This window comes from Mucilaginibacter rubeus (assembly GCF_014643835.1).
Classification (GTDB): domain Bacteria; phylum Bacteroidota; class Bacteroidia; order Sphingobacteriales; family Sphingobacteriaceae; genus Mucilaginibacter; species Mucilaginibacter rubeus.
The window spans coordinates 14,561-27,681 of the sequence record NZ_BMKD01000010.1; the positions used below are offsets into that span (position 1 = coordinate 14,561).

Below are 13,121 nucleotides of genomic sequence, written 5' to 3' on the forward strand. Positions count from 1 at the left end.
TTAATAAAGTAATTTTTCTTAATGTCATCAAGCAAGCAAGTTTTTCAGGCTGATAATCCCGGTAGGTGGAACCGTTTTAAATGGTTGAGCCGTGTACTACTGGCTGCATTGATTATTGGTATAATAGCCGTTATTGTTACTATCCGCTCAACCTATTACCCCGAGCTTCCCAACCTTAACCCTGCTCCCAAAAAAATGACCAGGGAGGAACTTGAACAATTAAAAAAATCAACGAAGTTCAAATCATTCAAAATACAAAAATCTGAAATAGAAGCACTTGAGAGAGCTAAGAAATTACATCAGCTTAAACAACCTAACAATAAAGACCGTATAAACGCCGCTTTTTATCGTGCGTGGGAACCTCAGGCTTATAACTCGCTGGTGGTGAATATTGGCCACCTGGATATGGTAGTGAGCGAAGGCTTTTCTATATTACCTAAAACTGATACCGTTGTAACCAAGCTCGATACCGGGCTGATGAACCTCAATAAAAAATACAACAAGCCGATTATTGTGTCGCTGTCAAACTACGTAAACTACAACAACACACATGGCGGCTATGATACTAAAGATGTAGACCGTATTGTTAACAACAAAACACTTCGTAGTAATTTTATTAACAGCATAGCTAACTCGCTTACCAAAAACAAGTTGAAGGGTGTCAATGTTGATTTTGATGAGGTGAGGGACCGCAACAGCAAAAATTACATAGCTTTTCAAAATGAGCTCTATGCAACCTTGCATGCCAAAGGTTTCCTGGTTACTCAAAACGTAGTGCCGGAGGATGAAAGCTTTGATATCACAAAGCTCCAGCATGTAAACGATTTCCTGTTCATCATGGCTATTGATGAACATTATGAAGCAACTAATGCCGGCGATCTTTCAAATCAGCGCTGGGTTGAGCAAATCCTCGATGATGTATGTTCGAAAGTTCCGTCAGAAAAAATAATTTTAACATTCGCGGGCGGCGCCTATGACTGGCCCGAAGGCAGTGTAGGTAAAACTATAGGTTATCAGCAGGCTATCAGTACCGCCGAAGAGCAAAAAAGCAAGATCACCTTTGATCCAAATTCGGCAAATTTACACTTCACTTATATGGACAAGGACAGTCTTGACCATTCCATATACTTTACAGACGCGGCAACAAACTTTAATGTAATCCGCATGGCCGACGACTGGGCCACCGGCGGCGTGGCTTTATGGCGTTTAGGTGCCGAAGATCCGCGTTTGTGGACATTTTTCCAGAAAAACCTGTCGATAGACTCATTGAAAAAAACAGGTGTGGATATGCGGAGACTTACATCTGTAGGTTTGAACAACCGTGTAAATGTTGACTATGATGGTGATGGCGAGGTGCTTGACCTCATTACTACTCCTACCACCGGAGTAATTGATGTAAAAATGGATACATCTACGTTTACCATCCTCGATCAGCATTATATAAAACTTCCTACTAAATATGTGATCCGCAGGTATGGTTATGCCCCTAAGAAAGTGGTTTTAACTTTTGATGATGGCCCCGACCCCGATTTTACCCCACGTATTTTAGATATCCTTAAAGCCGAAAAGGTACCGGCAGCATTCTTTGTTGTGGGTTCCATGGCCGAAAAAAACATACAGTTATTACGGCGCGAATACGAAGAAGGTTACGAAATAGGCAATCACACGTTCTTCCACCCCGATATTTCAACCATCAGCTTAAAGAGGGTGATCCTGGAGCTTAACTCCACGCGCAAACTTATTGAATCGGTAACCGGCCGAAGCACTATCCTGTTCCGCCCACCATTTAATGCCGATGCCGAGCCGCAAACCCTTGCCGAGGTTATTCCGGTTGCAGAAAGCCGTCGTCAAAGTTATATCACCATCGGCGAATCTATCGATCCCTGGGATTGGCAGCCCGGCGTAACTGCCGATAGTATTATTGCCCGCACCATAAGGCAAAAAGATAACGGATCGATGATATTACTGCACGATGCAGGAGGTGATACCCGCGAAGAAACAGTTAAAGCCCTTCCTGCAATCATTCATTACTTTAAATCGCACGGATACCAGTTTACCACTATTGCCGATGTGCTGGGCAAAACTAAGGATGATCTGATGCCGCCGATTAAACCGGATCCAAGCACAGGTATTTTCGGGCCCGCTTATGATGTTTTTATTCATGGTTATTACTATATAAACTGGGCGCTGATCTATATATTCCTATCGGCTATATTCCTGGCGATTGGCCGCATTGTACTTATTGGCATTTTGGCTGTAAGGCAGCGAAGCGTGGATAAAAAATCCAAAAAGCTTGATCGCGATGCCGATGTGATGCCGGCCGTGAGTATCATAGTTCCTGCTTACAACGAGGAAGTTAACGCCGTAGCGACTATACAAAGTCTGCTCAAAACCGATTATCCATCGTTCGAGATCATTTTTGTTGATGACGGATCAAAAGATAAAACATTTGAAGTTGTAGAGGCTGCTTACAAAGGTAATCCGCTCATCAAGATCCTAACCAAACCAAACGGAGGTAAGGCATCAGCATTAAACTTTGGTATCACCCATGCCCAAAATGATTTTGTGGTTTGTATTGATGCTGATACCCAACTCAAAACTGATGCTGTTTATCAGCTCATGACCTACTTTACCGATGAGGAAATAGGTGCTGTGGCCGGAACGGTTAAAGTTGGCAACGAAACCAATATCATCACCCGCTGGCAGTCGATAGAGTATATTACTGCGCAAAATATGGACCGCCGCGCGTTTGATCTCATCAATAGTATTACGGTTGTACCGGGGGCTATTGGTGCGTTCCGTAAATCGGCTATTTTCCGTGCAGGCGGGTTTACCTATGATACTCTTGCCGAGGATTGTGATCTTACCATGCGTATCCTGAAACAAGGCTACGTAGTGCGTAACTGCGCCGAAGCCATTGCTTATACCGAAGCGCCGGAGACGATAAACATGTTGCTTAAACAGCGTTTTCGTTGGAGTTTTGGTGTGATGCAAAGTTTCTGGAAAAACCGCGACGCGCTGTTTAACAAAAAGTACAAGTTCTTCGGGATGGTGGGGATGCCAAACATCCTTATCTTCCAGATCATATTGCCGCTGTTTTCCCCTCTGGCAGATTTGATGATGCTATTCGCCCTGTTCGGTGAAAAACCCGAAAAGATGCTGCTTTATTACGTAGCATTTGTGGTGGTTGATTTTATAGTAGGTATCATCGCTTTCCGGATGGAAAAGGAAGACTACAAGAAACTCATCTATATCATTCCGCAGCGTTTTATGTGGCGGCAGTTAATGTATTACGTGCTGTTTAAATCGCTACGAAAAGCATTGAAAGGCGAATTGAGCGGATGGGGAGTGCTTAAGCGTACGGGTAATGTGAAAGTTGATGGTTCGGGAAGCAAAAAAGCGCAGCCGATATATATGATAATTGGCGTGGCGATAGTTGCGGCAATTGTGTATTTGTTGTATAAACATTATAGTTAGAATTAAAAGAGCCTGTAGTTACAAACTACAACAGATTCGACGTCAGAGACTTCGAATAGCATTTTCTTTTCAATTCCGCTGTCCGAAGTCGGAGACTTCGGACGACTATGCCCTTAGTTTGTAACTACAGATTGCTTCCTTACTCCCTTTCAATCAAACAAACCGCATAAGCCACAACGCCCTCCTCCCTACCGATAAAACCCATTTGCTCGTTGGTAGTAGCTTTAATGGAAATATCTTCTTCGCTAATAGCCGCAGCTTCGGCTATGTAGGTTTTCATTGCCGGGATATGCGGGTTGATCTTCGGAGCCTCAAGGCATACCATAGCATCAATATTGCCGATTGTGAAACCCTTTTCTTTGATCAGGGCAACTACATGCTGCAAAAGGACCAGGCTGCTGATACCTTTCCATCTGTCATCCTTATTTGAAAAGTGAAAGCCTATATCGCGCAGGTTTGCCGCCCCCAGCAGGGCATCACAAATTGCGTGTAACAATACATCGGCATCTGAATGGCCATAAGCACCGGCATGGTGCTCAAGTTTAACTCCGCCCAAAACGAAGGGGTGATTTTCTTTTAACTGGTGTACATCAAACCCAAAACCTACCTTAATTTTACCCATTATCTTTTAGAAGCATTTGTTGTACCGCCAAAATTTGCCGACAAGGTGAAGCGCAAAGTATTGGCCAGGGCACTATTTTGCTGGCTGGCTGCCAGGTACGAAAAATCAAAATCAAAAACACTGTACTTAAACCCAATACCCATGGTAACATAATGCCTGTCGCCTTTGTTGGGGTTTTCATAAAAATAGCCTGCCCGTACAGCAAACTGTTTGTTATACCAATATTCAACACCCGGCGAAAAGCTGATCTCTTTCAACTCTTCACTGAAACCACCCGGTGCATCGCCAAACGACTGAAAAAGACCCGCCGGCACCGATACATTATCATCCTTACCTTTAATGATCTTACCATCTTTGTCGCGGAGGGGCGGGGTTGGTACCATCAGTTTGTTGATGTCAAAGGTTGCTGTAAACTCATTAACATCATCTAACTGCCAGGTGTTAGCCACCCCTAATTTCAAATTGGCCGGCAAAAAATACTTGTTGCCCACATCGCTATAGCTGATTTTTGTACCAATGTTTGAAATGTGGGTTCCAAAAGCAAAAGTATTGCCATCACCATAAGGCGCCGTGTAGTATAGTGAAACATCTGCAGCAAAAGCATTGCCGGCTTTTGCCGCCTGGCTTGAGCCGGTGGCAAACGAAATACTTGATATATTGGAATGAATATACCGGGCAGTAAGGCCCAGTGAAAAATTATCGCCAAACTTACGGGCAAATGAAACATCTAACGAATACTCGTTTGGCGTGTAAGTACCCTGGTCGTTTGTATTATCGTCGGTAAGCTGAATGGAACCATAATTAAAATACCTGAGCGAAGCACCTATTGTATTCCGCTCATCAATTTTATGGGCATAGCTCAGGTATGATAAGCTGATATCAGGCACAAGATGCCTTAACCAGGGGCTATATGATACAGACAACGCATCATTACTTTCTAAAAATGCAAGCTTTGACGGATTCCAAAAATTCGCATTTACATCCGGCGACAAAGCCACGCCAGCATCCCCCATAGCCCCCGAACGCGAATCAGGTGAAATATTTAAAAAAGGAACTTCGGTGGGAATTGCATTGATATTACTTCCGTTAGGATTTGTTTGCGCAGCAGCAGCAAGTGGCAATAAAAATGGGGTAATGATAGCAAGGCCTCGAAATGTAAAAAACTTCATTTGTAGGAGTTAGGTTTTAACAATTTGTATTTTATAAACATAGGACCATGACTTGCTTCACATTTTCAAGTCCGCGCTTTTGCTGAAAGTTAAATCAAAAATTTAAATCAACGCAACTAATTTCATTAAATTTTCGTTAAAACCCCTGATAATTGTAGTATTTATTTCTAAATAATGGTTCATTAGCATAAGCACTGTATCCATTTTTTTATAAATTTACCACTTAATATAATTGTAAAAATATGAAAATACTTTTTACTAAAACTGCTCTGGGATTGTTGGCTTTAGGTGCCGTGATGAGTAGCTGCAGTAAACGTGAGCAATCGCAAAAAACGGGTATAACTTATAACGATAAAAACAACGGCGGTTATGAGCGTTTCAGGCAAAGCCATCCATCTCCAGGGCCCGGACTGGTGCCTATTGAGGGTGGTACTTTTGTTATGGGAGGCAGCGCCGATCAGGACATAACTTACGATTATAATAATGTACGCCGCAGGGTTACCGTACCCTCTTTTTACATGGACGAAACCGAGGTATCAAATCAGGATTGGCTTGATTACCTGCATTGGATAAACATTACTTTCCCGCAGGATCGCGAGTTATATTACAATGCGGTGCCTGATACATTGGTTTGGCGTCATCCCTTATCTTATAATGAACCATACGTAGATAACTACCTGCGTCACCCTGCTTTTCAGGATTATCCTGTTGTAGGCGTAACCTGGGACCAGGCACAGGATTATTGCTCATGGCGCACCGACCGTACCAACGAAAACATTTTACGAGAAACCGGAAAAATGGTAGCATGGAAAGATATGGGCAAAAAAGGTGGCGGCGGTGATGCTGGCATTGCAGCGAACGGACAACCTTTTAATACTGATATTTACCTCAACGGCCAGATGACCGGAGCAGGCATCGATGGTAAAAAAATGATGCCTAACCTGAGCCCTAATGCCCAGGCAGGTACAGGAAAAGGCGGCAAAGCCGTTAGGCCTGTACGTATGGAAGACGGGATCCTTAAGCAAGCATATCGCTTACCATCAGAAGCCGAATGGGAATATGCAGCATTAGCCCTTGCAGGAAATACCCAGTTTGAAAACATCGATGATGGCAAAATATATACATGGAACGGTATGGGTGTACGTTCGGCAAAAAAGAAAACACGCGGCTTGATCATGGCAAACTTTAAACGCGGCAACGGTGACAACGCCGGTGTTGGCGGTTACCTGAACGATAAGGCAGACATTACCGCCCCTGTACGTTCATATGCACCTAATGATTTTGGCTTGTATAACATGGCGGGTAATGTTAACGAATGGGTTGCTGATACCTACCGCCAAACATCATTTGAGGAGTTTGAAGATTTTAACCCTTTCCGCGGTAATGAGTTTTCAAACAAACGCCTTGCAGATCCAAGCAAAGGACTTTATGCAAAAGACAAATATGGCAAGCCAATCAAAGATCCCGCACATGCTAATAAGAAGCTAAAATACAGTGAACTTTTAGCTTTACAGCAACAGAATACAGTCGCGCAAAGCGCCAATCCAAACGCGCCGCTTACAACTCCTCAAACAGGTTCATTACCAATTGATTCATTGCTGCCTAAAAACTCGGGGAAAGCTTACAACCCGGATGCGAGGGGTGAAAAAGACGAAGTTAATAAAGCTCTTTACGGAACAACCACCCTGGTTAATGATCACTCTAAAGTTTACAAAGGTGGATCATGGAACGACATGGCGTTTTGGCTAAACCCTGCTACCCGTCGTTTTATGGATCAGGACGAGGCAAGTGCCGAAGTTGGTTTCCGCTGTGCAATGACCTTAGTAGGCGCTCCTGAAATTAACCCTAATGGCAAACCACATTACCCGGTTAAAAAAGCTAAACCGTTTAAAACAAGATAATTTTTATAACAGATATTTGAAATGAGGCCTTTCAGTAATGAGAGGCCTTATTTGTTTTAAAGTAATCAAAATAGATTATCACCAATCAGCATAGATCTTCTTCAACAATGCGTTATCCATCGATCGGCTCAACCCATTGGCTCCGCCAGGCCGGGGCTTCGAAGGGATCTGCGAAATACTGTGTTTCATGTATTACCTTATCCTCACGAAACTCCATAATACTTACCGTGTAAGCCAGCTGCTCCTGATAGTTAATGGTATATTCCGTGACCCAGGTATCGCTTTTTCCCAAAATCCTCCTGACACGAAAACCTGATGGTTTACCGGGATGATGCCCGCGCAAGGCCAGCAAATTAATGCGCCCAAAAATTCGTTCGCCCGACTGGGGATAATCACAAATAACATCGTCATCGTAAATGTCATGTTCCGCGTTGATATCACCGGCTGCCGATGCCTGCCAATGAGCATTCAGGGCGGCAAGTATTTGTTGATCATTCATGGTTTGTATAATTTAGGTTATTTTATTTATCGATTGATACATCAATAATAATCTAATCACATTTAGATAGCGGATGGCCATCACTCGGGTAAAAATAGGATCTATATCCTAAATAAAAATCCCGGAAAACAATACTGTTATCCGGGATCCCTATTATTAAAGCTATTGACAATTAATAACCTTCATTTTGCACCAACTTTGAATTAGCCAAAATTTCGCGTTGAGGGATTGGATACACCAGTCTCGGAGAATTGTAAGGAAGCCCGCCTGCATTTTGTTTAAGCCTTTTCGCATCATGCAGAAAAAACCCTCCTTCAAAACATAACTCATGCCTGCGTTCTGCTAATATTGTAGCAAGATTTACAGTTACTAAAGGGTCAAGGCCAGCCCTCTGCCTGATGGTGTTAACGTCATTTGCCGGCGTTGCACCTGTGGATGTTCCACCACGCAGGTTAGCTTCGGCACGGATAAGATACATCTCTGCAAGGCGCACGACATGTATGTTTCCATATTGATTATCAAACTTTTTAGTTCTGTTAACCGATGTAACAGTATAAAACTGGCCTCTTACGTCGTTGGCTTCAAATTCTGCCAAAAAATCATCTGTTATTTTAATATCTCCGCGCCCTCCGTTTGCAGATGAGGCATAAAATTCATTCAAGCTATTTATACCTTGCTGTTGAGTAACCTGTATAGCAAAGATATCTTCAGTAGTATTTTCCTGATGCGATGGTTTGCTTGACAGTAAAAACTCCTTGGTGTAATCAGGCACAAGAGAAAACGCGCCGGATGTAATAACAGTATTGGCCTCCTTTAAGGCATTGGTATAATCGCCTTTTTGCAGATAAAGCCTTGCAAGGATTGCCGAGGCGGAATATTTATTGGCATAGAAATCATTATCCTCCGGCAGCTTGCTTTTGGCAGCCGTCAAATCGCTGATAGCCTGATCATAAACCTGCTTTACTGTAGACCGGCCAACTTTAGCCCCTTCGCTATCAGCAGAAGTAGTTGGACTTGATACGATAGCGGCTGCTAAGTTAGTTGACGGATCGCCATCATTCCATGGCTTTCCAAACAAGCGGGCTAAGTCAAAATACATCAACCCCCTTATAAATTTAGCTTCCCCCTCCCATCTTGCTTTATCATCCGCGTTATCAGCTTTATCTAAATTGGCAAGCACAGTATTGGCCTGATTTATTACCTGGTAGGCATCCAACCATGTGTTTTCAACAAAACTATTATCTCTCGTTATAGCCTGTACAGTAATTTGCGTTAAACCTGTATAAGTGCCAGTCCAGGTAATTTCAGCCTGTGCAGCTAACAAATCGGGCTCCATAAATATACGGCCGCCATAAAGGTCAACCTGCCCCAACCGGTTATAAGTGCCTACCAAAACGCCCTGAACATCTTTGGCTGTTTTAATAGCCTGGTTTTGATCAACAGATTCAACCGGCTTTATATTAAGTTGTTTATTACATGCACTTAAGAAAAGTGTCAATGCTGTTGCCGATATATATATAAACTTTATCTTTTTCATTTTTGTAATTTTTTAATATTATAAGCCTATATTAATACCAAATATTATAGTACGGGGCTGCGGGGCCGAGTAAAAGTCATTACTCAGATCAACATTACTTGGCAACTCGTCTGAATTTACTTCAGGATCCCATCCTTTGTACTTGGTAATTAAAAACAGGTTATAGGCGCTAGCATATACCCTTATTTTTTGCAGCCTCAATTTGCTAACCACAGCTTTTGGCAATGTATAACCTAACGTTACTGTTTTACAACGAACGTAGCTGGCTCCTGAAAGGTACCTGCTTGAAGTACTGATGCCATTTCCATAAAATAAACGAGGCTCAGGTATATCGGTTATGTCACCGGGCTTATTCCAGTATTTTAACTGGTCGATAGTTTGGTTATCGAAGCCATTGCCTGCACTTGTGCTCATATATTGGCCTCCATTGTTATACACTTTGTAGCCAAATGCACCCTGGAAGGTTACCGCCAATTCAATTCCGTTATAACCAAATGTATTTGTAATACCTCCGTAGTATTTAGGTGTTGGCGAGCCTACTACAACATTTTGTGCCTGGGTAGGATCGTTTGTTTTAGTACGATCCATCTTTCCGTCGGTTCCCTTTGCGTTTTTGTAATATAAAGCATCTCCATTGGCAGGATCTACTCCTGCATATTCGGGCATGTAGAATACCCCTATTGGCTGACCGGCCATTACATAATTGATATTATTATCAGTTATAACCTGGCCTTTTATATCGGTAATTAAATTTTTTTGGTATGAGGCATTCAAACTTGTTGACCATTTGAACTTACCCACAAAATTATCTGATGATAGCTCCAACTCAAACCCTTTATTAGATAGTTTACCAAGATTTTGCAATTGCCTTGATATGCCTAACGTGCCAGGAAGGTTCACGTTTAATAACAGATCGCGGGTGTTTTTCTTATAATAATCAAAACTACCCGATAACCTGTTGTTAAAGAAACCAAAATCAACAGCTAAATCAAGTGCTGCGGTTGTTTCCCACTTTAAGTTTGGATTAACTATTTGTGAAAAGCGCTGACCGCCTACACCATTATAATTTGCTGCGGAAAATAAACCCAATGACGAAAAATTTCCAATATTGGCGTTACCCGTTAAACCATAACTTGCCCTAACTTTTAAATTACTTAGCAGATTATTGTTTTTCAAAAAGTCCTCTTCTGTTAGTATCCAGCCTACCGAGCCTGATGGATAAAATCCATACCGATTGTTCACACCAAACCTTGACGATCCATCTCTACGGATACTTCCCGAAAACAGGTATTTTCCTTTATAGGCATAATTCGCCCTGAAGAAATAGGCTAAAAAGCTGTACGGGCTATCATACGATGCACCTGAAACAATTACTGCTGCCGCGGTTAGTTTTTTATAAGCATCAGAGGCAAACTCCTGCCCCTGTACATCGTTACCAACAGTACGGGATTTTTGATAGGTTGTTCCCAACGTTAAATCCAGTGAATGATCCTGACCAAAAATAGTTTTATAACTAAAATAGTTATTGGTATTATAGTTCAATACTTGTGTGGTTGTATTTTGACCAAAACCATTGTTAGTACCTGTATTACGGAAAGTAGCACTTCCATAGTAACTATCTTCAGCCTGGTTTAATTGATCAATACCAAATTCCGACCGGAAGGTTAGGCCTTTTACAATTTCCCAATTGGCATATACATTACCGATAGTGCGGTAAACTGTCGCTTGATAAAACGCATTGTTCTTGCTGATCAGCGGGTTATAATACAATGGAAAATCTTCTGATTCGCCCGGAGGGGTACCGCTTATTAAACCGCTGCGAGGGTCAATTAATGGTGTTATTGGCGATAAAGCCACTGATTGCAAAGGTGTACTGAAAGCATTATCGTTTGAAACCCTGTTATTAATGGTATTAGCAAAACTTAGGTTCATACCGATACTCAAGTTTTTATCTACCTTGCTATCCAAATTTAAACGCCCCGAGTACCTTTTAAAGCTGTTACCAATCAATATACCCGTTTGATCAAGATATTGCCCCCCCATATAATAGGTAGTTTTGTCGTTACCTCCAGATATGTTTAAATCATATTGCTGTTGTGGAGCACTTTGATATGCAGCCCTTTCCCAGTTTGTATTGATCTTGCCTGTTTTCCAATCATCAGTACCAGCCGAAAGGGAGGTAAAATTATCTTCAACATATGATTTATAATCGGCAAGTGCGTCGTCCAGTGTATCGTAAGCCCCGGCAGCAAAGTCCTGCTTGGCTGCACCCTCACCTGCACGTTCCATTATCTGTACAAATTGTTTGGCGTTCAGGAACTCGCGGTGCCTTGACGGTGTACTTTTACCATATGATGCTGAAAAATTAACTTTAGGAGTACCTGCCTTGCCTTTTTTGGTAGTAATTACAACTACACCATTAGAAGCCCGAGCACCGTAAATTGCAGCTGCCGATGCATCTTTTAAAATCTGTACAGATTCGATATCATTGAAGTTAATGTCCGCCAGCGGATTGGTTGGCGCATCGGTGCTTGATAAGTTATCGGTGGTAATTGGCATACCATCCAAAATATATAATGGCTCCGAACCGGCAGATATTGAAGATGAGCCGCGTACCCTAACCTGGATCCCTTGCCCAAGTTTACCATTTCCTGACTGAATATATACACCAGCTGTTTTACCCTGTATAGCCTGCTCAATAGAAGTGGTTGGGGTGCCTTCAATTTCCTTTGCAGATACTGAAGATATTGAACCTGTAATATTGGCCTTCTTCTGCGTACCATAACCCACTACTACAACTTCCGTCAGCTGTTTCGAATCACTTGTTAACTGAACATCAACAATGCTACCATTAATTGATTGTTCGGCAAGTTTGTATCCCAAAAAGTTAAAAGCCAAAACTTTGGCGGTAGTAGGTACACTTAATTTGTAACTGCCATTAATGTCGGTTTGGGTGCCCAACCCAGTTACGCCTTTTACGGTTACGCTTACTCCCGGTAAGGGCGAGCCGTCTTTCTGGTCGGTTACTTTACCTGTAATAACCCGGTTTTGAGCAAAAACCATAGCCATACAAGAAAACAGTAACATGACTGTTAGTAGATGTTTCTTCATAAAAGTTAATATTGTTAATTAAGAAAGTAAGTTCGTAAAAAAAATGTGCAGAAACAACAAAAGCCTTAAAATTACGTTCAGTTCATTGCAAAAATGTAATTATCGCATATTTAAGCTATAACGCTTAGTTAAAACGACATTAAGATTTGTCCTTTTTCAACTTTATCTCCTGATTTTATTAATATCTTTTCTACAACAACATCGGCCGGCGATTTGATAATATTTTCCATTTTCATGGCTTCAAGCACAAATAGATTATCACCTTTTTTTATGATATCTCCTTTATTTACAAATACTTTCAAAACCAAACCCGGCATGGGGGCTTTTATTTCACTAATCCTGGCACTGTTTAAATCACTAAATCCAAGCTTATCAAGCAGTATATCAAATTGATCCTTAGCGCTAATGCTATATAGATGATTATTAACTTTTATTTCAGCAGTTTTTTCGTCACCGTTAAAATTAACTATCTCGACATTGTATGAACGGTTGTTTTCAATAACATGATAGATTCCCGGTCTTAACTGTTTAATATCGGCTTCACTTTTAACCCCGTTAATAAGTAAGCCTGCCGCAACGGTTCTTTCAGCTTCAATACTGTAGCGGTCATTAATACTCAGTTTATACATAGGATTTGGATTTGAGAATAAGTGGTTTATATATTATTTGTTAGGGATTGGTATAAAGCTAAACATATTATATAAAAGCTGAAAGCAAAATGCAAAAAGCTTATAGCTTATAATTATTTAATTGCTTTATATAAAACCAATAATAAACACTATATAATTTCACTTACAATGCAGCA

General features: G+C 41.5%; 8 protein-coding genes. 2 read left to right on the forward strand and 6 right to left on the reverse strand.

What is annotated here, in order from left to right:
- Positions 1-21 precede the first annotated feature (21 nt).
- The gene (locus IEX80_RS25335; RefSeq protein WP_188834555.1) at positions 22-3,477 is read left to right on the forward strand and encodes a trifunctional glycoside hydrolase family 18/polysaccharide deacetylase/glycosyltransferase family 2 protein; all 3,456 of its coding nucleotides are present in this window, start codon (positions 22-24) and stop codon (positions 3,475-3,477) included.
- A 139-nt stretch (positions 3,478-3,616) separates the two neighbouring features.
- Here IEX80_RS25335 and ispF read toward each other — a convergent pair whose 3' ends face one another.
- Entirely contained in the window at positions 3,617-4,099 is a 483-nt protein-coding gene (gene ispF, locus IEX80_RS25340) for a 2-C-methyl-D-erythritol 2,4-cyclodiphosphate synthase (RefSeq protein WP_188834556.1), read from the reverse strand.
- On the reverse strand, positions 4,099-5,268 hold the full coding sequence (gene porV / locus IEX80_RS25345; protein ID WP_188834557.1) for a type IX secretion system outer membrane channel protein PorV: 1,170 nt from the start codon (positions 5,266-5,268) through the stop codon (positions 4,099-4,101). The genes ispF and porV overlap by 1 nt, the downstream gene beginning before the upstream one ends.
- 242 nt (positions 5,269-5,510) lie before the next feature.
- Between porV and IEX80_RS25350 the strand changes: the two genes are divergently transcribed.
- Positions 5,511-7,169: an SUMF1/EgtB/PvdO family nonheme iron enzyme gene (locus IEX80_RS25350; RefSeq protein ID WP_188834558.1), complete on the forward strand. Its 1,659-nt coding sequence runs from the start codon at positions 5,511-5,513 to the stop codon at positions 7,167-7,169.
- 112 nt (positions 7,170-7,281) lie between these two features.
- On the opposite strand, the gene IEX80_RS25355 is transcribed toward IEX80_RS25350, so the two are convergent.
- The 4 genes from IEX80_RS25355 to IEX80_RS25370 all read right to left on the reverse strand — a co-directional run bounded on the left by IEX80_RS25355 (position 7,282) and on the right by IEX80_RS25370 (position 12,945).
- Positions 7,282-7,668 carry a nuclear transport factor 2-like protein gene (locus IEX80_RS25355; protein ID WP_188834559.1) on the reverse strand — a complete coding sequence of 129 codons (387 nt, stop codon included), beginning with the start codon at positions 7,666-7,668 and terminating at the stop codon, positions 7,282-7,284.
- A gap of 172 nt (positions 7,669-7,840) precedes the next feature.
- Positions 7,841-9,205: a RagB/SusD family nutrient uptake outer membrane protein gene (locus IEX80_RS25360; RefSeq protein ID WP_188834560.1), complete on the reverse strand. Its 1,365-nt coding sequence runs from the start codon at positions 9,203-9,205 to the stop codon at positions 7,841-7,843.
- An 18-nt stretch (positions 9,206-9,223) separates the two neighbouring features.
- A complete protein-coding gene (locus tag IEX80_RS25365; RefSeq protein ID WP_229701762.1) occupies positions 9,224-12,292 on the reverse strand; it encodes a SusC/RagA family TonB-linked outer membrane protein in 3,069 nt (1,022 codons plus the stop codon).
- Positions 12,293-12,444: 152 nt separating this feature from the next.
- Complete coding sequence (locus IEX80_RS25370) at positions 12,445-12,945, reverse strand: acyl-CoA carboxylase biotin carboxyl carrier protein subunit (RefSeq protein ID WP_188834562.1); 501 nt, start codon at positions 12,943-12,945, stop codon at positions 12,445-12,447.
- Between the last annotated feature and the right edge of the window lie 176 nt (positions 12,946-13,121).

Excerpts from the sequence above, each read along its gene's own strand:
- IEX80_RS25335 (WP_188834555.1), top strand. The coding sequence starts at position 22 with ATGTCATCAAGCAAGCAAGTTTTTCAGGCTGATAATCCCGGTAGGTGG.
- ispF (WP_188834556.1), bottom strand. The coding sequence starts at position 4,099 with ATGGGTAAAATTAAGGTAGGTTTTGGGTTTGATGTACACCAGTTAAAA.
- porV (WP_188834557.1), bottom strand. The coding sequence starts at position 5,268 with ATGAAGTTTTTTACATTTCGAGGCCTTGCTATCATTACCCCATTTTTA.
- IEX80_RS25350 (WP_188834558.1), top strand. The coding sequence starts at position 5,511 with ATGAAAATACTTTTTACTAAAACTGCTCTGGGATTGTTGGCTTTAGGT.
- IEX80_RS25355 (WP_188834559.1), bottom strand. The coding sequence starts at position 7,668 with ATGAATGATCAACAAATACTTGCCGCCCTGAATGCTCATTGGCAGGCA.
- IEX80_RS25360 (WP_188834560.1), bottom strand. The coding sequence starts at position 9,205 with ATGAAAAAGATAAAGTTTATATATATATCGGCAACAGCATTGACACTT.
- IEX80_RS25365 (WP_229701762.1), bottom strand. The coding sequence starts at position 12,292 with ATGTTACTGTTTTCTTGTATGGCTATGGTTTTTGCTCAAAACCGGGTT.
- IEX80_RS25370 (WP_188834562.1), bottom strand. The coding sequence starts at position 12,945 with ATGTATAAACTGAGTATTAATGACCGCTACAGTATTGAAGCTGAAAGA.